This window comes from Wenxinia marina DSM 24838, assembly GCF_000379485.1.
Lineage (GTDB): Bacteria > Pseudomonadota > Alphaproteobacteria > Rhodobacterales > Rhodobacteraceae > Wenxinia > Wenxinia marina.
Map to the genome: position 1 here is coordinate 98906 of NZ_KB902313.1, position 21306 is coordinate 120211.

Consider the following 21306-nt stretch of genomic DNA (forward strand, 5'->3'; position numbering starts at 1 on the left):
CCCGCGGATCCAGAGGGCTGATTCGCCGCCCGGATCCGGCCCCGACCCGTCGGCTCCTTTCCCCCTTCTCCCGAAGCGCACACCCGGCCCCTCAACATTCCCCCCGCGCCCCGCTAGTGTGCCGCCATGCTCGACCAGGCCGACCCGCGCACCCTTCTCGCCCTGCTCGACTGGCAGGTGGAGCTGGGCGCCGACGAGGCGATTCTTGACGCCCCGGTCGACCGCTACGCCCTCGCCGAGGCCGAGGAGCGTCGGCCCGCCGCCGCGCCGCCGCTTGCGCGCCCCGCCGCCCCGCCACCCCCCGCGGCCGCGCCCGAGGTGGACGCCGTCGCCGCCGCCACAGAGGCGGCGGAGCGGGCCGACAGTCTCGAGGCGCTCGCCGCGGCGATGGCCGCGTTCCCGCATTGCGAGCTGAGGAAGGGCGCCCGGAACTTCGTCTTCGCCGACGGCCGGCCCGAGGCCCGGGTCATGGTCGTGGGGGAGGCGCCGGGGCGCGAGGAGGACCTGGAAGGGCGGCCCTTCGTCGGCCGCGCGGGGCAGATGCTGGACCGGATGTTCGGCGCCATCGGCCTCGGCCGCGACCGGCCCGACCCGGGCGCCGCCCTCTACATCACCAACGTCCTGCCGTGGCGCCCCCCCGGCAACCGCGCGCCCGATCCGGCCGAGATCGCGATGCTGCTGCCGTTCCTGACGCGGCACGTCCAGCTGGCGCAGCCCGATGTCCTCGTCCTGATGGGCAACACGCCCTGCCAGGCGCTCCTCGGCCGCGCCGGCATCCTGCGGCTGCGCGGCCAGTGGACCGAGGCGCTGGGCCGCCCCGCCCTGCCGATGACGCATCCGTCGTACCTGCTGCGCACGCCCGAGGCGAAGCGCGAGGCGTGGGCGGACCTGCTGTCCCTCAAGGCGCGGCTGGCGGGATGATCCTCGATCCGCTCGCGCTGCTCGCGTTCCTGCCGGCGGGGCTGGCGCTGAACCTCACGCACGGGGCGGACATGATGTTCTGCCTGGGCCAGGGCCTGCGCGGCGGGCCGCGCCCGGCGCTGGCGGCCGCGGCCGGCATCTCCACCGGCGCGATGGTGCACGTCACCCTCGCCGCGCTGGGCCTCGGCGCGCTGGTCGCCGCGCACCCGGGCGCGTTCGACGTCATCCGCTGGGTCGGCGTCGCCTACCTCGTGTGGCTGGCCGTCCAGACCCTGCACCACGGCGTCGCCCGCGACGTGCCGCCGGTCTCGCCCCGGCGGGCGTTCCGCGACGGGCTGCTGGTGAACCTCACCAACCCCAAGGTGATCCTCTTCGTCCTCGCCTTCCTGCCGCAATTCACAGATCCGTCGCGGGCGCTGCTGCCGCAGTTCCTGGTCCTCGGCGCTTTGCTGGCGCTGGGAGGCATGTCGGTGAACGGGGCGGTGGGGGTCTTCGCCGGTGGTGCGGGACGGCGGCTCGCGGGGTCCGCCGCCGTGGGCCGCTGGCTGGGCCGCGTCTCGGCGCTGATCTTCCTCGGGCTCGCCGCCCGCCTCGCCTTCGGGAGACCCTCATGACCGACCGCGCCTTCGTCCCCGTCCGGATCGCCGTCCTCACCGTCAGCGACACCCGCACCGCCGCCGACGATCGCTCCGGCGACACGCTGGTGGAGCGGCTGGAGACGGCGGGCCACGTCCTCTCCGCCCGTGCCCTCCTGCCCGACGACCGGGAGGCGATCGCCGCGAAGCTGCGGGAGTGGTGCGCGGACGAGCGGGTCGACGTCGTCATCTCCACCGGGGGCACCGGCCTCACCGGGCGGGACGTCACGGTCGAGGCGCATCGCGACGTCTACGAGAAGGAGATCGACGCCTTCGGCACGATCTTCGCCATCGTGTCGATGCAGAAGATCGGCACCTCCGCCGTGCAGTCCCGCGCGACCGGAGGGGTGGCGAACGGCACCTACCTCTTCGCGCTGCCGGGGTCCCCGTCCGCCTGCCGCGACGCCTGGGACGGCCTCCTCGGCCCCCAGCTCGACTACCGGCACAAGCCCTGCAACTTCGTCGAGATCATGCCCCGGCTGGACGAGCATCTGCGGCGGAAGTAGCGGGGGGCGGCTCCGCGGGCAGAGGAAGGCAGAAGACATTTCCTTTCGGATCAGCCCGTCCCGGGCTTGACCCGGGACCTCCGTGCGGTGCTCACCGCGCGAAGCGGGCAGGACCCGGGGCGAGTGCCGGATGTCCTGACGGAGGGCAGGGTCAGGCCGCGGTCGGACGCTGCAACTCCGCGGTAAAGGCGGTATCTCGCCACCCCCGCACGACTCCGGTCGTCGCGCAGGGGGCGAGGAAGCGTCTGGCCGGGGGGCGGGCAGACGCTGCCCGGGCCGCTTCTCGGCCGAGTCCGGGCGGGGGCCAACTGCCGACGAGGCGGAACCGGCTCGCCGCCCCTCCCGCCGACTTTTCTCCACCCGCCGCGACGGATCCGCGCCGACGCATCGTTGAACCCACCGTGACTGGATTTTCCCGTCCATTCACGCACATGCTGCGGCAGGTTCCCTGAAGCGGACAACGAATGCGGTTTCTTCGCCGGACACTGGTCGGCATCTTCCTGATGTCGCTGACCCTCGCACTGCTGATCTACGCCGGCCAGACCGTCTGGTCGGCCGTCGAGTCGCGCATGAACGCCGAGCCGCGCGCCTTCCCGCAGCGCGAGAGGGTGGCGACCGTGGTCACCACCACGATCGAGCCCGAGACGCTGTCGCCGACGCTCACCGTCTTCGGCGAGCTGCGCTCGCGCCGGACGCTGGCCCTGCGCACGCCGGTCGGCGGCACGCTGGACTCGCTGTCCGACAGCGTCGTCGAGGGCGGGCAGGTCGCGGAAGGCGAGACGCTCCTCAGGATCGACCCGGCCGAGGCCGAGGACCAGCTGGCCCGCGCCCGCGCCGACCTGTCCGACGCCGAGGCCGAGCGGCGCGACGCCGAGCGCGCCCGCCGCCTCGCCGACGACGTCCTCGCCGCGGCCGAGGCGCAGGCGGCGCTGCGCGAGACCGCGCTCGCCCGGCAGCGCGACCTGCAGTCCCGCGGCATCGGCACCGCGCCCGATCTCGAGGCGGCCGAGCTCGCCGCCTCCGCCGCCGCGCAGTCCGTCCTGTCCGCCCGCGAATCGATTGCGACCGCCGAGGCGCGGATCGACGGCGCCGCGACCTCGGTCGCCCGCGCCGGGATCGCGGTGGCCGAGGCCGAGCGCGCGGTCGAGGGGACCGAGATCGTCGCGCCCTTCGCCGGCCGCCTCGCCGATGTCGCCGTCAGCCCCGGCTCCCGCGTCACCGCGAACGAGCAGATCGCCACACTGGTCGATCCCGCGGCGCTCGAGGTCGCGTTCCGCGTCTCGGCCGCCCAGTATGCCCGCCTGATCGAGGAGGGCGACCTGATCTCCGCCCCGGTCCGCGTGATGCTGGACGTCGACGGCCTCGACCTCGTCGCCGAGGGCCGGATCACCCGGGAGGCGGCGACGGTGGGCGAGGGCCAGACCGGCCGCCTGATCTTCGCCCGGGTGGAGCGCGCGCCGGGCTTCCGCCCCGGCGACTTCGTCACCGTTCTGATCGAGGAGCCGCAGATCGAGAACGTCGCCCGCCTGCCCGGCGCCGCGGTCGGCGCCGACGGCACGGTCCTCGTGATCGGAGAGGACCAGCGCCTCGTCAGCGCCCCGGTGGAGCTTCTGCGGCGGCAGGGCGACGACGTCCTGGTCCGCGCGGACGACCTCGCGGGGGCGACCATCGTGGCGGAGCGCTCCCCGCTCCTCGGCCCCGGGCTGAGGGTCGAGGCGGCGACGACGGCCGGCGAGGAGGTCGCGGCCTCCGCCCCCGTCCTGCCCGACCTGATCGAGCTGGACGAGGACCGCCGCGCCCGCCTCGTCAGCTTCGTCGAGGACAGCGAGGGACTGCCCGAGGAGGCGCGCAGCCGCCTCCTCGCCCAGCTGGCCGAGCCGCAGGTGCCGGCCGAGGTGGTTGCCCGCCTCGAAGACCGGATGGGAGGCTAGGGCGTGGGGGGGCGCGAGACACGGGGCGGCGGCCTCCTCGCCTATTTCACCCGGCACAGGACCGCGGCGAACCTCATCCTCGTCCTGATGATCGCCGCCGGCGTCGCCGCGATCCCCCGGATGCGCGCCCAGTTCTTTCCCGACATCGTCTCGGACACCGTCACCGTCAGCGTGCGCTGGGAGGGCGCGGGCGCGCAGGACGTCGACAACGCCATCGTGCAGATCCTCGAGCCCGCCCTCCTCGCCGTCGAGGGGGTGGTCGCGTCCGACGCCCGCTCGACCGAGGGCAGCGCCCGGGTGCGGGTGGAGTTCGAACCCGGCACCGACATGGCCCGCGCGGAAGAGGACGTGCAGGCCGCGCTCGACGGGATGGGCAACCTGCCGGAGGACGCGGAGGACCCGCAGATCCAGCGGAGCCGCTGGTCCGACCGGGTGACCGACGTGGTGATCGCCGGGCCGGTCGGCGTCGATCAGCTGGCCCTCTACGCCGACGAGTTCTCGCAGATGCTGTTCCGCGCCGGCGTCACCCGCACCTCGGTCGAGGGCGTCGCCGCCCCGGCCACGGTTGTCGAGGTGCCGTCGATCTCGCTCATCCGCCACGACATCGGCCTGTCCGACATCTCCGCCGCCATCGCCCGCGAGGTCAGCGCCGACGCCGCGGGCGAGGTCGAGGGCGCCGCCCGCGTCCGCACCGGCACCGAGAAGCGCACGGCGGAGGAGATCGAGGGCATCGTCCTGCGCCGCAACACCGACGGCACGACGCTGACCGTCGGCGACGTCGCCACCGTCTCGACCCTCGGCGCCGACCGGGACTCGGCCTACTACGTCGGCCCCGACCAGGCGGTGCAGGTCCGCGTCGACCGCTCGCAGCAGGGCGACGCCATCGCCATTCAGGAGACGGTGGCCGACGTCGCCCGGCGGCTGGAGGCGACGCTGCCGGCGGGCACCACGCTCACCCTCACCAACTCCTCCGCCGAGGAGATCTCGGGCCGTCTCGCCCTGCTGATCGACAACGGGCTGATGGGCCTCGGCCTCGTCGTCCTGCTGCTGTTCCTGTTCCTGAACGCGCGCACCGCGCTGTGGGTGGCGGCCGGCATCCCGGTGTCGATGGCCGCGGCGGTGGCGCTGATGTACGCGCTCGGCCTCACCTTCAACATGATCTCGCTGTTCGCGCTGATCCTGACCCTCGGCATCGTCGTCGACGACGCCATCGTCGTGGGAGAGCACGCTGACTTCCGCGTCCGCAACCTGGGCGAGAGCGCGGTCGAGGCGGCCGGCAACGCGGCACGGCGGATGTTCACCCCCGTCTTCTCGGCCACCCTGACGACGATCATCGCCTTCTTCGGCCTCGTCGTGATCGGCGGCCGGTTCGGCACCTTCATCGCCGACATTCCCTGGACCGTGATCGCAGTCCTGACGGCAAGCCTCGTCGAATGCTTTCTCATCCTGCCCAACCACCTCGCCCACTCCATCGCCGTCGGGAAGGCGCGGCCGTGGTACGACTGGCCGTCGCGACAGGTGAATCGCGGCTTCGGCTGGATCCGTGACCGCCTGTTCCGGCCCTTCGTCGCCGGAGTGATCTGGGCGCGCTACCCGGTTCTCGCGCTGACGGTGGTCCTTCTCGCGATGCAGGCGGCGCAGCTGGTGCGCGGCGACGTGCAGTGGCGATTCTTCTCGCAGCCCGAGCAGGGATCGGTGACGGGCAACTTCTCGATGCTGCCCGCCGCCACGCGCGAGGACACGCTCGCCATGATGGCCGAAATGCAGCGCGCGACCGAGGCGCTGGGCCAGCGGCTGGAGGACGAGCACGGCACCAACCCCGTCACCTTCGCCATCGCCCAGATCGGCGGCGGCGCCGGCCGCGGCCTGTCGGGCGCCGAGACCAAGGAAAGCTGGCAGCTCGGCTCGATCACGGTGAACCTGATCGACGCGGACCTCCGGCCCTACTCGTCGGGCGAGTTCGTGCAGATGCTCCAGGACAGCGTCGTCGCGCACCCGCTGGCCGAGACGGTCAGCTTCCGCCGCTGGGGCGGCGGCCCGGGGGGCGATTCGATCGACATCCAGCTGTCCGGCGCCGACGCCGACACGCTGAAGGAGGCGGCCGAGGCGCTGAAGACCGCGCTCGCCCGCTTCCCCGAAGTGTCCGGCCTCGAGGACACGCTCGCCTACGACCGCGAGGAGCTGGTGCTGGAGCTCACGCCCCACGGCCAGGCCCTCGGCTTCACCATCGACGGCCTCGGGCGAACCCTGCGCGAGCGGCTGAACGGCATCGAGGCGGCGACCTTTCCGCTGAACGGCCGCTCCGCCGCGATCCGGGTGGAGCTGCCGGAGGACGAGCTGACCGCCGACTTCCTCGACCGCACGCAGATGCGCACGGCGAACGGCGACTATGTCCCGCTGGCCGACATCGTGACGGTGGACCGCACCTCCGGCTTCTCGTCGATCCTGCGCGAGAACGGGGTCCTGCTGATCTCGGTCCTGGGAGAGCTCGACGACGGCGACGCCGACCGCGCGGCCGAGATCCAGAAATCCATCGAGGAAGAAATCCTGCCCGCGGTCGAGAGCCGCTACGGCGTCTCGTCCGCCCTCTCGGGCCTCGCCGAGCAGGAGCAGGAGTTCCTGTCCGACGCGCAGGTCGCCCTCGTCTTCACCCTGACCGGCATCTACCTCGTCCTCGCCTGGATCTTCTCCAGCTGGACTCGGCCCCTCGTCGTGATGTCGATCATCCCGTTCGGCCTCGTCGGCGCGGTCTACGGCCACGGGCTGTGGGACGTGCCGATGTCGATGTTCTCGATCGTCGGGCTGATCGGCATGGTCGGAATCATCATCAACGATTCCATCGTGCTGGTGACGACGATCGACGAATATTCCGAAGGCCGCGGCCTCTTTCCCGCGATCATCGATGGCGCGTCCGACCGCCTGCGCCCGGTGTTCCTGACGACGGCGACCACCGTCCTCGGCCTCGCACCGCTGCTGTACGAAGGGTCGATCCAGGCGGAGTTCCTGAAGCCCACGGTCATCACCCTCGTCTACGGCCTCGGCTTCGGCATGGTCCTCGTCCTCATCGTCGTGCCCGCCCTCATCGCGGCGCAGAGCGACATCGGCCGGCAATGGCGCGCCGCCAGGCGGGCGCTGCGCGGCGGCGGCGGGCCGGCGACGGCGGTGGCGCTGCTGGGGGCGGCGGGGGCGGCGGCGCTGGGCGTGGGGCTGTTCGGCCCGGCGATGTTCGGACTGCCGCTGCCGGGGGCGCTGTCGGCGCTGGCGCCCGACGGGTTCGGCGCGGCGCTGGGACTGTTCCTCGCCGCGCTCGCGGTGTGGCTCGTCGTCCTCTACCTTGCCGGGACCGCGACCATGGCGCTCCGGCGGCGGACGAGGGCGGGGTGACGCTCCCGCGCGCCCTGCGCGCGGCCCGAGCGCGAAGAGCCGCCCCCCTCCCTCTCACCGAGCCGGAAATATCCCAGGGGGTCCGGGGGACTGGTCCCCCGGCGGCCCGCCACACGGCGCGGCGCCCGCAGTCAAGGTGCCGGGGCGAAGCTACCCCGCGGGGCACCCGTCGATCTGCACCGCCGACCCGCCGGCCAGCACCGTGATCGTCATCGCCGAGCGGTCGAGCATCGCCGCGCCGCGCACCTCGGCCTCGGCCACCAGCGCCCCGCCCTCGCGGCGCGCGTCGGGCTCGCTGACCCACGCGCCCGGATCGCCGACCTCGATCACCACGTCCTCGGCCGGCCCGACCGGCGGCAGCGCCAGCGTCGCGGTGACGTCCAGCCCCTCAGCCGACGGCCGCACGCGGCACGAATGCGCGGTCAGTCCCGCTTCGGCCCCCGAGAGCGGCCGATCGACCAGCGCCGCCACGATGGCGCCGTTGCGGGCGCCGGGTCGTGGCAGCTCGGCCGTGAAGGCCAGCTGCGCAGGCACGCAGATGTCGTGGCAGACGCCGATGTCGATCACGCCCTGCAGCCGGATCGCCTCGCCCGGCCGTGCCGGCGTCAGCTCCAGCGGCAGCACGACGTCGCCGGCGTAGCCGATGGACCGCATGCCGTTCTGCTCGAACACGTCGGGCACCGGCCAGTGCACCTCGGCCGCCGCCACGTTCGCCGACCCCGACCAGTCGAACAGCGGCGGAATGCCGGCGTCCCCCGGCGCGCGCCAGTAGGTCTTCCACCCCGGCGCCAGCCGCAGCCGCAGCGCCGCCATGTGCGTCCCCTCCGCCGTGTCCCACCCCGGCAGCACCTCGAGCCGGACCAGCTCCTCCGGCGTCAGGGCCGGGGCGGCATGGGCGGACAGCGACAGGAGGGCGGCGAGGGGGATCAGGCGGCGCATGGCGGAGTGATGGCCGCGCCCCCCTGAAATGGGAAGTCAAATAAGAGCGATGGGCCGCTCCCTTGAACCCGCCGTGTCCCGGCCCCATCATCCCGTCATGGACATTCCGGAGGCCGATCTCGCCGGCCAGCTCCTGATTGCGATGCCCGGCACCGGCGACAGCCGCTTCGCCCACAGCGTCGTCTACCTGTGCGCCCACTCCGACGACGGCGCGCTCGGCCTGATCGTGAACAAGCCGACGCCCGAGATCCGCTTTCGCGACCTGCTCGACCAGATCGGGATCGAGGTGCCGGGAATGCTGCGCGACATCCGCGTGCATTTCGGCGGCCCGGTGGAGCAGGCCCGCGGATTCGTGCTGCATTCGCCGGACTACTCCGCCGGCGACGCGACGCTGGAGGTGACGGGCGAAATCTCGTTGACCGCCAGCCTCGAGGTGCTGCAGGCGATCGCCCGCGGCGAGGGCCCCGCGAACTCGATGATGGCGCTCGGCTATGCCGGCTGGGGCCCCGGACAGCTGGAGAGCGAGATCGCCCGGAACGGCTGGCTCACCGCGCCGGCCCGCTCCGACATCGTCTTCGGCCGCGCCAACGAGCACAAGTGGACGGCGGCGCTCAAGACGCTGGGCATCGACCCGCTGACGCTGTCCCCCGACGCGGGCCACGCCTGAAGGCGGTCCGGGATCGGCACGGCGACGGTAGCCAGGGCACCCGACGCAAGGACAGCGGATGGCCGCAGTCAGCCCTCCGACGGTCGGGGTCCGCGCTTCATCCCTCCTCTCCGCCCGACCTCGCCGTCGCGCCCCGAACCCAGCGAAGCGGCCGGCCAGCCGCTGCCCGGGCCGCTGGCGCAGCCGACTCCGGGCGGGGAGTAGCGGCACCGGGAGACCCACGAACACCCGCCCCGGCCCCCGAGCCGGGGCCCCGCAGGACAGTCGCGCCCGGTCCAGCGGGGCCCCGGGTCGAGCCCGGGGCGGGCAGACACGGGTGCCGGCGTCGGGGAGCCTCGCCCGACCTCCGCATCCCGACCCGATTCCCGACCCGGCAAATTTCCGTCGCATTCTGCCGCGACAAGGGGCATGCTCCGCGGCAATCCCGCAAGGACAGACGGGGTGAGGCAGATACCGAGCGACCCAGACCCGAGTGCGGCCCCCGCGCCGCACCTGCCCTACCGACCCGAGATCGACGGTCTCCGGGCGATCGCGGTGCTGTCGGTCGTGCTCTACCATTTCGGCGTCCCCGGCCTGACCGGCGGCTTCGTCGGCGTCGACGTCTTCTTCGTCATCTCGGGCTTCCTCATCGGCGGCCTCCTGTGGAAGGAGCTGGCCGAGACCGGGCGCCTGCGGATCGGCCGCTTCTACCTGCGCCGCATCCGCCGCCTCGCCCCCGCGTTCTTCGCCATGGCGCTGGCGAGCGCCGTCGTCGCCGCCCTCGTCCTCCTGCCGTTCGAGTTCCGGGAGTTCGGCAAGGAGCTGATCGCCGCAACGCTGTGGCTGTCCAACGTCCTGTTCTGGCGAAGCGCCGGCTACTTCGACACCGGCTCGGAGTCGAAGGTCCTTCTGCACACCTGGTCGCTGTCGGTGGAGGAGCAGTTCTACCTGGTCCTGCCCGTCACCCTGCTCGCGCTCTGGTGGCTCGGCACTCGATTTCCGCGCGGAAATCGTGCACGGACATCGCGCGATGTCCGTGGCCCCGTCCTCGCGACCCTCGCCCTCCTCTGGACCGCATCCCTCCTCGCCTGCATCGCCCTCACCCCGTCGGAGCCGGTCGCCACGTTCTTCCTCTTCCCGTTCCGCGCGTGGGAGCTGCTGACCGGCGTCCTTCTCGCCATCCACATCCACACCCGCGGCGCCCCGCGCCTGCACCCCGCCCTCCCCTGGGCCGGACTCGCCCTGATCCTCGCCGGCGTCCTGCTGATCCGCGCCGACGGCTTCCCCGGCTGGCAGGCGCTGCTGCCGACGATCGGCACCGCGCTGGTCCTCGCGGCCACCGGCCCGCACCCCGTGCTGCGGGCGCTCGCCCACCCCGTGCCGGTCTTCGTCGGGCTGATCTCCTACTCGCTGTACCTCTGGCACTGGCCGGTCCTGATCCTGTCCCGCTACTGGCGCGACGGCTATTCCGGCCCGGCCGAGGCCGCCGCGTGGCTCGCCCTCGCGATCCTCCTCGCGATCCTGTCCTGGGCCTTCGTCGAGCGCCCCGTGCGACGCGCCCGGGCACTCGGCACGCCCGCGCTCCTGTCCGGCGCCGTCCTCGCGGGCGGCGCGGCGCTTGGCCTCGGCGGACTCGCCTACGTCACCGACGGCCTGCCGGTGCGATTCGGCCCGGACGTCCGGCCCCACATCCTCGCCAGCCAGGACTTCCTGCAGGACTGGTCCCGCTGCACGGTCTCGGACGAGGGGCCCCTCGCCGGGATCGAGACCTGCGCCCTCGGCCCGCAGGGGCCGCCGGAGGTCGTCGTCTGGGGCGACAGCCACCTGCGCGCGCTGATGGACGGCCTCGCCCTCGCCGCGGTCGAGGAGGAGACGCCGGGCCTGCTGATCTGGCACGCCGGCTGCCCGCCGCTGTTCGGCCTCACCAAGACCGAGAGCGCGGCCACCCCGGCCGAGGACGCCGCCTGCGCCACGGCCAACGCCCGGATGCTGGACGGGCTGGGCACCCTCGCCCCCGGCCGGCTCCTCCTCGTCGGGCGGTGGTCGTACTACGCCGAAGGCGCGGGCGTGGGCCGAGACGCGCACAACACCATCGATCTCGGCGCCCGAGGCATCCCGCCGGGTGAGAGCCCCGACCAGGCCGCGCTGTTCGGCGTCGCGCTCGGCGACACGGTCGCGACGCTGCGCGAGATGGGCTGGGACGTCTGGCTGTTCCGGCAGGTGCCCGAGATCGCGGACTACGACAGCCGCGACGTCGCCCGCCGCCTCGCCCACGGCCGGATGAGCGCGGCCGAGGCCTCCGCCCTCACCTTCGCCAATCCCGAGCGGCTGGCGAGCCGTGTCGCCCGGGCCGAGGCGGCGATCATGCCGCTCGTCACGTCGGGCGCGGTGACGCTCATCGATCCGTGGCCCGACCTCTGCCCCGAGCGCTGCGGCGCCCTGCAGGCGGGCGAGGGCCTCTATTTCGACAACAACCACCTCACCAACGCCGGCGCCCTGCGCCTGCGCGACCTGTTCCGCCCGTTCCTCGACGGCGGCGCCGGCAACGGCACCGGGGCGTCGGAGTGACCGAGGCGCTGGACGCCGACTGGGACGTCATCGTCATCGGCACCGGCATCGGCGGCGGCACAGCCGGCCGCGCGCTGGCCGAGGCGGGGCGGCGCGTGCTGTTCCTCGAGGCCGGGCGCGCGGGCCACCGCCGCGAGGAGACGCGGATCGACGCCGCGGCGATCGATCCGGTCGCCCGCGCGGTCCGCGGCCTCTGGCCCGATCCCCTGTCGGTCACGCTGGACGGCGAGACGGCGGACGCCTTCGCCCCGCTCGGCGCCGGCATCGGCGGCAGCTCGGTCTTCTACGCCGCGACGCTGGAAGCGCCCGAGCCGCACGACGTCGAGGACCGCCCCGGCCGGCCGCATCCGACCGGCGGCTGGCCGATCTCCTGGGCCGACCTCGCGCCCGACCTCGCCCGGGCCCGCGCCCTCTACCACGTCCACGGCACGGCCGATCCGCTGTCGGAGCACGCGCCGGACCTGCCCGCGCCGCCGCCCCTCGCCCCCGGCGAGCGGGCGCTCGCCGACCGCCTGACCGCCGCCGGCCTGCACCCCTACCGGCTGCACGCCGCGCTGCGCTACCTGTCCGGCTGTACCGAGTGCCTTGGCCGCAAGTGCCCGCGCGACTGCAAGATGGACGGCCGCTCCGCCGGGGTGGAGCCGGCGCTCGCCACCGGCCGCGCGGCAATCGTGACCGGCGCCGAGGTGACGCGCCTGATCGCGGACGGCGACCGGGTGACGGGCGTGGAGCTGCGGCATGGGGGAGCCTCCCGCACGCTTGCCGCGCCGCAGATCGTCCTCGCCGCCGGGGCGTTGAACTCGCCCCGCCTGATGCTGGCCTCGGCGCAGGAGGGCTGGCCGGACGGCCTCGGCAACCGGCACGGCCATGTCGGGCGCGGCCTGATGTTCCACCTGAACGAGACCTTCGCCCTGTGGCCCGGCCGCGCCGCCGCCTTCGACGGCCCGTCCAAGGCGATCGGCTTCCGCGACCTCTACTTCGCCGAAGGACAGCGCCTGGGCATGGTGCAGGCGATGGGCATCGACGTCGGCTACGGAGAGATCCTGCACGTCCTGCGCCAGCGCCTCGCCCGCTCGCCGCTGCGCCGCCTTCCCGCCGCCGGGGAACTCGCGCGCCTGCCCGCCGCCGCAGCCGCCCGGGCGATGGGCACCGCCAAGGTCTTCGTCGGTCTGCTGGAGGATCTGCCCGACCCCGGCAACCGCGTCCGGTCCGACCCTGCCCGCCCCGACCGGATTGCCATCGAGTACCGCGTGACGGATGAGCTCAAGGCGCGCCGGACCCTGTTCCGCCGCCTGATCCGCCAGCGCCTGAAGGGCGAGCGCATCGCCTTCCTCTCGCACCGGCCCGAGCCGAACCTCGGCCATCCCTGCGGGACGCTGCGCATGGCCCACCGCGCCGAAGAGGGCGTGACGGACGGCGCCGGCCGGGTCCACGGCCTGCGCAACCTCGCCGTCGCGGACGCCTCGCTGTTCCCGACCTCCATGGGGGTGAACCCCAGCCTCACCATCGCCGTGCTCGCCCTGCGCGTCGCCAGGGGGATCACATGACGGACCTGACCGACGGGATCGCCATCGTCACCGGCGCCGGCCGCGGCCTCGGCCGGGCGCTGGCGCTGGAGCTGGCCCGCCGCGGCGTCCGCGTCGGTGCGCTCGGCCGCGATCCTGCCGCGCTGGACGCCCTCGCCGGAGAGTCCGAAGGCATCCTGCCCCTGATCGCCGACGTCGCCGACCCCGCCGCCGTCGCCGCCGCGTTCGCACAAGCGCGCGCCCACGGCCCCGTCCGCATCCTCGTCAACAACGCCGCGGCCTATCCGCGGCGCGACATCCTCGACGAGAGCGCCGACAGCTTCATGGCGACCGTCGCCACCAACCTCGGCGGCACCGTCGCCTGCACCCGCGAGGCGCTGGCGGACATGACGGACGCCGGTGTGGGCCGCATTCTCAACGTCGCGACCTTCGCCGACGTCGCGCCGCTGCCTGCCAGCGCCGCCTACGCGGTGTCGAAGGGCGCCGCGCGCATCTTCACGCGTGCCCTCGTCGCCGACCTCGGCGACCGCTTTCCCGGGATCGTGGTCAGCGACTGGATGCCGGGCATGCTCGCCACCTCGATGGGCATCGCGGACGGCCTCGACCCCGCTATCGCCGCCCGCTGGGGCGCGGCGCTGGCACTCTGGCACGACCGCTCGTTGAACGGCACGGTGTGGGAGATGGACCGAGAGCTGCCCCCGCCCCGCTCGCTGAAGCGCCGGCTCGCCGACCGCGTGACCCTGCGCCGGGTGGAGGCGCGCCGCCTGTAGGAAGAGGCGCATCCCGCCCGGACCGACCGTCGGGCGCCGGCGCATCGGACTCTAGGCGCGGGTCTTGCCGCCCCTACGACACCCGCCGCCACAACGCCCGCGCCGCAAGCCCCGGCAGCGCCAGCGCCGAGGCGGCGTAGCGGCCGGCCAGCCGCGCCGGATTCGTCGACATCCGCCACAGCCACTCCATCGCCAGCGCCCGCACCCACGCCGGCGCCCGCCGCTGCGCCCCGGCGAGGAAGTCGAGCCCCGCTCCGATCGAGGCGAAGCCCATCTCGGGCGCCAGATGCCGACCGAGGGCTGCCAGCCTCTCCTGCCGCGGCGCGCCCAGCGCAAGGAGCGCCAGCCGCGCCCCCGACTCCCGCGCCTCCGCCAGCACCCGCTCGGCCGCGGGGCCGTCCGGCTCGAACCCCATCGGCGGTGAAATCCGGACCGCGATCTCCAGCCCCGGCGCCTGGCGCACCAGCGCCTCGCCCGCCCGCGCCAGCGCGTCGGGCGTCGTTCCGATCAGCGCCACCGGCGCCCCGGCCGCGGCCGCCTCGCGCACCAGCGGCACCACGAGATCCGCCCCGGTGACGAGGCCGACGGGCCGCCCGGCCATCCGCGACAGCCACACAACGGGATTGCCGTCGGCGGTAACGAAATCCTGCGCCGCATAGGCCTGGCGGAAGGCGGCATCGCGCCGCAGCTTCACGAGGTGGTCGAGGTTCAGGGTCGCGATCGCGAATCCCTGCCGCGCACGCAGACGGCGGGCCACCGCCGCCATGAGCGACGCCCGGTCCCTGACGTTCACGACGACGTTGCCGTCGCCCACCGAGAAATCCACCTGGCCATCCCCCCGGACATGCCTCGTCCGATGGAAGCCCCCGCCCCTGCCTTGCCGCAAGGGGGTAGCTGGCGCTAGGGCCCTAGTGGGGACAAACTGTTGCCACGCTCCCATGGTGAACGGGCGCAGCAAGGCAAGGACAGGGCAGATGTCGGCAGGAGCCAGTCCGGAAACGGGGCAGGTGGCGCTCGTGGGTTGCGGCTTCGTGGCCGATCTCTACATGCGCGCGCTGCGCCTCTATTCCGGTGTCCGCGTGGTCGGCGCTTGGGACCGCGACCCGCAGCGCCTTGCTGCGTTCTGCGGCCACTGGGGGGTGCCGGCTTTGGAGGGCCTCGACGCGACGCTCGCCGCGCTGCCCGCCCATGGCCTCGTCCTCAACCTCACCAACCCCTCCGACCACGCGGCCGTCACCCGCGCGGCCCTCGCCGCCGGCCGCCACGTCTTTTCCGAGAAGCCGATGGTGACGGATCTCGGGGACGCGACGGCGCTCGCCGCCGAGGCGAAGGCCGCCGGGCTGCAGCTCGCCTCCGCGCCGTCCTCGGTCCTGTCCGAGGCGGCGCAGACCCTGTTCCACGCCCTGCGCTCCGGCGCCGCCGGCACACCGCGCCTCATCTACGCCGAGCTCGACGACGGCTTCATCCCGCAGGCCCCGGTGGAGCACTGGCGCAGCGACAGCGGCGCTCCCTGGCCGTGGGACGACGAGTTCCGCACCGGCTGCACGCTGGAGCATGCCGGCTACTGGCTGTCCTGGCTGATCGCCCATTTCGGCCCCGTCACGCGCGTCGTCACCGCGGCCGAGGCGACCGCGCCGGACAAGCGCGGCCGCCGCTACGACACGCCCGACGCCAGCGTCGCCACGCTGACCTTCGCGGACGGGCCGATGACGCGGCTCACCTGCTCCATCGTCGCGCCGCACGACCACCGCCTGCGCGTGATCGGCGACACCGGCGTGGTCGAGGTGCCCCGCGCCTGGGACAACGCCGCCCCGGTCCGGGTCCGCCGCCGCCTGCGGATCCGCCGGCGCCTGCTGGAAAGCCCGGTCCCCCGCCGCCACCGCCTGCGCGGCGCGACCCATCCCAAGGTCGGCCGCTGGGGCGCCGCCTCGATGAACTTCGCCCTCGGCCCGGTCGAGATGCTGGAGGCGATCGCGGGGGGCCGGTCCAGCCGCCTCGCCGGGGACTACGCCCTGCATCTGACCGAGGTGACACTCGCCTGCCAGACGACCGGCATCCACGAGATGACGACCAGTTGCGCCAGAATGGAGCCGATGCCGTGGGCGGCCTGACCATCCTCGTCACCGGCGGCAGCGGCTATCTCGGCCGCGCGGTCATCGCCGAGGGCCGCCAGCGCGGCCACCGGATGCGCGCGCTGGTCCGCAAGGGCGACGTGCCGCCCGGCGCGCTGGCGATCCGCGGCGACCTGTTCGACCGCGCCGCCCTCGCCCGCGCCTGCACCGGCGCCGAGGTCGTGATCCACTGCGCCTCCCCGCTGGCCGGGGCCGAGGCAGAGCTGCTGCGGTCCACCGTCGACGGCACGCGGCAGCTGATGCGCGCCGCCCGGCAGGCCGGCGTCGGCCGGGTCGTCCTCGCCGGCTCTCTCGCGATCTACGGGGCCGGCGGGCTGGCGCCGGGCTCGGCCGTGACCGAGGAGACCCCCATCGAGGACCGTCCGCAGGGACGCGACGCCTACACCCGCGCCAAGCTCGCGCAGGAAGAGACGGCGCGGGACGGGCGCGGGAAGATGGGACTGTGGCTGCTGCGAATGGGCGCGGTCTGGGGACCGGGGCGACTGTGGAACGCACATCTCGGCACCCGGCTCGGCCCGCTGCTCCTGCGCCTCGGCGGCACCGAGGGCGAACTGCCGCTGCTGCACCGGGACCACGCCGCCGCCGCGCTGATCGCCGCCGCCCAGACCCGGCCCGAGGGCGCCGAGGTGCTGAACCTCACCGACGACGACCGCCCGTCCGCCGCCGCCTACCTGGCCGCGCTCGCCGGTCATGGAGGCCCGCGCCTGACCCTGCCTCTGCCGTGGCGCCTCCTCGACGCCGCCGCGGCGCTGCCCCTGCCACGCATGCCCGGCCTGCTGCGGCGGCCGACACTGCGTGCCCGGATGATGCCGCTGCGCTACCCCAACGACCGCGCCCGCGACCGCCTGCGCTGGCGCCCCGACACGCCGTTCGCCACGCTGATGGAGGCGGTGGAGTAGTGAGCCTGTCGGGCCCCATCCTGTACCTCACCGGCGAGTTTCCCCGCGCCTCGGACACCTTCATCCAGCGCGAGATCGCGGGCCTGCGCGCCCACGGCTTCGACGTCCGTCCCGCCTCGATCCGCCGGACCGGGCCCGAGCACATCGTCGGCCCCGAGCAGGCCGCCTTCCAGGCCGAGACGTTCCACGTCCTCGCCGCGACCCGCAACCTCACGGTGCTGGTCCGCGCCAAGCTGCACGCGCTGCGGCGGCCGGGCCGGTTCCTGTCCACCCTCGCCCTTGCCTGGCGGACCGCACCCAGGGGGGTGAAGGGCCGGCTCTTCGGCCTCATCTACTTCGCCGAGGCGCTGGTCCTCGCCCGCCACCTTCAGGGCATCGGCGCCGCGCACCTGCACAACCATATCGCCAAGTCCTCCGGCACCGTCGCGATGCTGGCCTCCGCGCTGTCGGACGTGCCCTACAGCTTCACCCTCCACGGCCCCGACGAGTTCTTCGCGCCCGAGCAGTGGCGCCTCGACGCCAAGATCGCCCGCGCGACCTTCGTCGCCTGCATCTCGCGCTTCGCCCGCAGCCAGGCGATGCTGTGGTCGGACCCGGGCCACTGGGACAGGCTGCACGTCGTCCATTGCGGCGTCGATCCCGCCCGCTACACGATTGGCGGGGCCGGACCGGGGACGCGCCTCGTCTTCGTCGGCCGCCTCTCGGTGGTGAAGGGCGTGCCCGTCCTGCTGCAGGCCCTCGCCGCCGCGCGCCGCACCCGTCCGGAGCTGACGCTGACGCTGGTCGGCGACGGCCCCGACCGCCGCGCGCTGGAGGTCGAGGCGCAGGCGCTGGACCTCGGCGGCGCGGTCCGGTTCCTCGGCTACCGCGGTCAGGACGACGTCGCGGCGGAGCTTGCCGCGCACGACATGATGGTACTTCCCTCCTTCGCCGAGGGCGTGCCCGTGGTGCTGATGGAGGCGCTCGCCGCCGGCCTGCCTGCCATCGCCACCCGCGTCGGCGGCGTGGGGGAGCTGATCGTCGAGGGCGAGACCGGCCTCACCGTCCCGCCCGGCGACGTCTCCGCACTGAGCGACGCGATCCTGCGCCTCGCCGGCGACCCCGATCTCCGCCGCCGCCTCGGCGTCGCCGGCCGCGCGCTGGTCGCCGACGAGTTCGACGCGGACGAGGAGGCGGCCCGCCTCGGCGTCCTCTTCATGTCCTACGCCACCGGCGCTCCGCGCCCCGCCATCCGCCCCGGAGACCCATCTTGACGGACGTCCTCGCGTCGTTCCTTGACTCGACCACGGGCCGCGCCACCGGCCCCGACGCCCCTGCCGGGGCCACCCCGACCGTCGCCGCCGTGGTGATCGGCCGCAACGAGGGGGCGCGCCTGGTGGCCTGCCTCGACAGCCTCGCGCCGCAGGCGCCCCGGCTGGTCTACGTCGATTCCGGTTCGACCGACGACAGCGTCGCCGCCGCCCGCGCGAGGGGCGCACAGGCGGTCGAGCTCGACACCGCCGTTCCGTTCACCGCCGCCCGCGCCCGCAACGCGGGGGCGGACGCCCTGCGCGCGGACGGGCTGCCGGACTTCATCCAGTTCGTCGACGGCGACTGCGCGGTCGAACCGGGCTGGATCGACGCCGCCGCCGCCGCGCTCGCCGCCGATCCGGGTCTCGGCCTCGTCACCGGCTGGCGGTCCGAGATGCACCCCGAGGCCAGCGTCTTCAATCGCATGGCCGAGGCGGAGTGGCACCGCCCCGCCGGCCCGATCCGCACATGCGGCGGCGACATGATGGTCCGCACGACCGCGTTCGAGCAGGTCGGCGGCTTCGACCCCACAGTGATCGCCGCCGAGGACGACGAGTTCTGCCTGCGCCTCGGCAAGGCCGGCTGGCGGCTGGAGCGTATCCCGGTGCCGATGACCCGGCACGACATGGCGATGACCTCGCCCGTCGCCTTCTGGCGCCGCGCGGTGCGCAGCGGCCACGGCTTCGCGCAGATGGGCGACATGCATCCGCCGCACCTGCGGCGCGAGCGGCTGCGGTCGTGGTTCCACGGCGGCCTCCTGCCGCTGGCCTTCTTCGGCGGCATCGTCGGCCTCGGCGGGCTGGAGTTCGTCGTTCTGGGCGCGTGGCTTCTGCTGACCCTGCGCACCGCCCGCAACCTCGCCCGGACCGGCCTCGGCGTCGCCGAATCGCTGCATCAGGCGGCGTGGCTGTCGTTTTCCAAGCTGCCGAACCTGATCGGACTGCTGACCTACCAACTGCGCCGGGCCCGGGGCGGCGCGATGCGAATCATCGAATACAAGTGAGCATGACCGAGACACGCACCGCCCTGATCGGCGCCGGCTACATCGCCGACTGGCACGCCGCCGCCATCGCCGCCACGCCAAGCGTGCGCATCACCGCCGTCTGCGACCCGAACCTCGCCGCCGCGCAGGCGCTCGCCGCCCGGCACGGCGCCCGCGCCTTCGCCTCTCACCACGAGATAATCGCGGCCGGCGTCGCCGACGCCGCGCACGTTCTGACCCCGCCCGCGAGCCATCAGGCCATCGCCCTCGACTGCCTGAGGGGCGGCCTGCACGTCCTCGTCGAGAAGCCCGTCGCCCTCGACGCCGCCGGCACGCGCGAGATCGCGGACGCGGCCACCGCCGCCGGCCTCGAATTCGCGGCCAGCCACAACTTCCTCGGCCTGCCGCGGTACGAGCGGCTGAAGGCGCTGGTCGCGGACGGCGCGCTGGGGCGCGTCTCGGACGTGCGGATCGACTGGGCGCTGCCGTTCGCGCCGCTGCGCTCCGGCCCCTACGGCATCTGGCCCCTGCGGGAGCCGAAGAACCTGCTGCTGGAGCTGGGCGCCCATCCCGTCAGCTTCGCCGTCGACCTGTTCGGCCCGCTGGACATCCGCGCCCTCGACCTCGGCCAGCCGGTCTCGCTGCCCGGCGGCGGCACGCGGCACCAGAGCTGGCGCCTGCTCGCCCGCGCCGGAGACGTGGACGTGACCGTCGCGATCTCCACCGTCGAGACGGTGGACCGCCGGACCGTCACGCTCCGCGGCTCCACCGCCAGCGCCGAGTTGGACTACGCCGCCGACACGCTGACGGTCGCCCGCGACAACAGCGCCGACCTCATCGTCAATCCGCTGCTGGGGGCGTTGGGCCAGTCATGGGCCTACCTGCGCGAGGGCGTCCGCAACGCCGCAATTCAGACGGCCTCGCTCGACCGGCGCGGTCCCTACGCGCAGAGCTTCCGCGGCCTCGCCCGCGCCTTCTATTCCGGCATCGCCGAGGGGCGGACAGACCCGCGCTTCACCCCCGACCAGGCGGTGCGGGTGATGGAGGCGCTGGACGCCGCCATCGCCCTGATACCGCCGCAGGAGGCGCCGGCGATCGCGACCGGCACGCCGTCGCCCACCGCCCTCGTCATCGGCGGAACCGGCTACATCGGCCGCGCCTTGACCCGCGCACTCGTGGCCCGGGGCGAGGACGTGCGCGTCGCCAGCCGCGGCCGCAGCGGCCCGTTCGGCGACATCGCGAACCATGTCGAGACGGTCTCGGTCGATCTGACCGACCCCGAGGCCCTCGGCGCCGCGATGGACGGCATCCACACGATCTACAACCTCGCCCGCGCGCTGGAGGACACGTGGGAGGCGGCTCTCGCGAACGACGTCGGCACCGCGATCCGCATCGCCGAGGCGGCGGACGCGGTGGACGTCTCGCGCCTCGTCTTCACCGGCACCATCGCCTCGTTCGACATGTCGGACCCCGCGGCGACGATCCGCGAGGACACCGACTTCGGCGAGATGGAGCGGCGCAACATGTACGCCCGCTCCAAGGCGGAAGCGGAGCGAAGGCTGCTCCAGATGCACCATGACACCGGACTGCCGGTCGTCATCGCCCGGCCCGGCATCGTCGTCGGCGGCGACGGACCGCTGCAGCACTGGGGCATCGGCCGCTGGCACGGCCCCGGCGCGGTGCGCCTGTGGGGCGACGGTCGCCGGCCGCTGCCCTTCGTGCTGATCGACGACGTGGTGGACGGACTGATCCGTCTCGGCCACACGCCCGGCGTCGAGGGGCGACGGTTCAACCTCGTCGGGCCGCCGATCCTGTCGGCGCGGGACTATTTCGACGGCATCCACGCCCGCACGGGCGCCCGCACCCGCGTCGCCTCGGGCAACCTGACCGCGATGTGGCTGGGCGGCGAGACGAAATGGGCGCTGAAGCGCCACGCCCTCGGCCAGCGGGACGCGCCCCGCGCCTCCCGTGCCGACTGGCAGAGCCGCGGGCACCTCTCCCGCTTCGACGCCTCCGCCACCGAGGCCGCGCTGGACTGGCACCCCGAGACGGATCCAGGCCGCTTCCTCGACCGGGCCATCGACGGCCGGCGCCTGTACGGGCTGTGAGAGATTCTGTCCGGAACACCGCGACAATGGCGCATTTCCGCCCGGATCGTCATGTTGAACGAGGGCGAT

The 21306-nt window shown here is 74.0% G+C and carries 16 protein-coding genes; 14 read left to right on the top strand and 2 right to left on the bottom strand.

All coding sequences use genetic code 11. From position 1 onward, the window contains the following. Nucleotides 1-126: 126 nt before the first annotated feature. From A37W_RS0117740 to A37W_RS0117760, 5 genes are all read left to right on the top strand, one after another. Entirely contained in the window at nucleotides 127-921 is a 795-nt protein-coding gene (locus A37W_RS0117740; protein WP_018304394.1) for a uracil-DNA glycosylase, read from the top strand. Continuing rightward, nucleotides 918-1535, top strand: a complete 618-nt coding sequence (locus A37W_RS0117745; protein ID WP_018304395.1) for a LysE family translocator — start codon at nucleotides 918-920, stop codon at nucleotides 1533-1535. The genes A37W_RS0117740 and A37W_RS0117745 overlap by 4 nt, the downstream gene beginning before the upstream one ends. Beyond that, a complete protein-coding gene (gene moaB, locus A37W_RS0117750) occupies nucleotides 1532-2062 on the top strand; it encodes a molybdenum cofactor biosynthesis protein B (protein WP_018304396.1) in 531 nt (176 codons plus the stop codon). Before A37W_RS0117745 ends, moaB begins: the two co-directional genes overlap by 4 nt. 464 nt (nucleotides 2063-2526) lie before the next feature. Continuing rightward, entirely contained in the window at nucleotides 2527-3993 is a 1467-nt protein-coding gene (locus tag A37W_RS0117755; RefSeq protein WP_018304397.1) for an efflux RND transporter periplasmic adaptor subunit, read from the top strand. A 3-nt stretch (nucleotides 3994-3996) separates the two neighbouring features. After that, nucleotides 3997-7377, top strand: coding sequence for an efflux RND transporter permease subunit (locus A37W_RS0117760; protein WP_018304398.1), 3381 nt, complete (start codon nucleotides 3997-3999; stop codon nucleotides 7375-7377). Between the two features lie 150 nt (nucleotides 7378-7527). Here the strand turns inward: A37W_RS0117760 and A37W_RS0117765 are convergent, their stop codons facing one another. Further along, complete coding sequence (locus A37W_RS0117765) at nucleotides 7528-8316, bottom strand: protein-disulfide reductase DsbD domain-containing protein (RefSeq protein WP_018304399.1); 789 nt, start codon at nucleotides 8314-8316, stop codon at nucleotides 7528-7530. Between the two features lie 97 nt (nucleotides 8317-8413). Here A37W_RS0117765 and A37W_RS0117770 point away from each other — a divergent pair, with 97 nt between their 5' ends. From A37W_RS0117770 to A37W_RS0117785, 4 genes are all read left to right on the top strand, one after another. Then, nucleotides 8414-8983, top strand: a complete 570-nt coding sequence (locus A37W_RS0117770; RefSeq protein ID WP_018304400.1) for a YqgE/AlgH family protein — start codon at nucleotides 8414-8416, stop codon at nucleotides 8981-8983. 441 nt (nucleotides 8984-9424) lie between these two features. Beyond that, nucleotides 9425-11530, top strand: coding sequence for an acyltransferase family protein (locus A37W_RS0117775; RefSeq protein WP_018304401.1), 2106 nt, complete (start codon nucleotides 9425-9427; stop codon nucleotides 11528-11530). Continuing rightward, nucleotides 11527-13077 (top strand): GMC oxidoreductase, encoded by a 1551-nt coding sequence (locus A37W_RS0117780; protein ID WP_018304402.1) that lies wholly within the window; start codon nucleotides 11527-11529, stop codon nucleotides 13075-13077. The genes A37W_RS0117775 and A37W_RS0117780 overlap by 4 nt, the downstream gene beginning before the upstream one ends. After that, nucleotides 13074-13826: an SDR family NAD(P)-dependent oxidoreductase gene (locus A37W_RS0117785; protein WP_018304403.1), complete on the top strand. Its 753-nt coding sequence runs from the start codon at nucleotides 13074-13076 to the stop codon at nucleotides 13824-13826. Before A37W_RS0117780 ends, A37W_RS0117785 begins: the two co-directional genes overlap by 4 nt. Before the next feature lie 73 nt (nucleotides 13827-13899). Here A37W_RS0117785 and A37W_RS0117790 read toward each other — a convergent pair whose 3' ends face one another. Beyond that, nucleotides 13900-14652, bottom strand: a complete 753-nt coding sequence (locus A37W_RS0117790; protein ID WP_018304404.1) for a WecB/TagA/CpsF family glycosyltransferase — start codon at nucleotides 14650-14652, stop codon at nucleotides 13900-13902. A gap of 148 nt (nucleotides 14653-14800) precedes the next feature. On the opposite strand from A37W_RS0117790, the gene A37W_RS0117795 reads away from it, so the two are divergent. From A37W_RS0117795 to A37W_RS0117815, 5 genes are read left to right on the top strand one after another with little or no spacing between them, the layout of a single operon-like run. Then, entirely contained in the window at nucleotides 14801-15937 is a 1137-nt protein-coding gene (locus tag A37W_RS0117795) for a Gfo/Idh/MocA family protein (protein WP_026198584.1), read from the top strand. Next, complete coding sequence (locus tag A37W_RS24060; protein WP_018304406.1) at nucleotides 15925-16857, top strand: NAD-dependent epimerase/dehydratase family protein; 933 nt, start codon at nucleotides 15925-15927, stop codon at nucleotides 16855-16857. The genes A37W_RS0117795 and A37W_RS24060 overlap by 13 nt, the downstream gene beginning before the upstream one ends. Then, nucleotides 16857-18110 (top strand): glycosyltransferase family 4 protein, encoded by a 1254-nt coding sequence (locus tag A37W_RS0117805; RefSeq protein ID WP_018304407.1) that lies wholly within the window; start codon nucleotides 16857-16859, stop codon nucleotides 18108-18110. Before A37W_RS24060 ends, A37W_RS0117805 begins: the two co-directional genes overlap by 1 nt. Next, entirely contained in the window at nucleotides 18107-19150 is a 1044-nt protein-coding gene (locus A37W_RS0117810) for a glycosyltransferase family 2 protein (RefSeq protein WP_018304408.1), read from the top strand. Before A37W_RS0117805 ends, A37W_RS0117810 begins: the two co-directional genes overlap by 4 nt. A 2-nt stretch (nucleotides 19151-19152) precedes the next feature. Further along, nucleotides 19153-21237: an NAD-dependent epimerase/dehydratase family protein gene (locus A37W_RS0117815; protein ID WP_018304409.1), complete on the top strand. Its 2085-nt coding sequence runs from the start codon at nucleotides 19153-19155 to the stop codon at nucleotides 21235-21237. Nucleotides 21238-21306 lie beyond the last annotated feature (69 nt).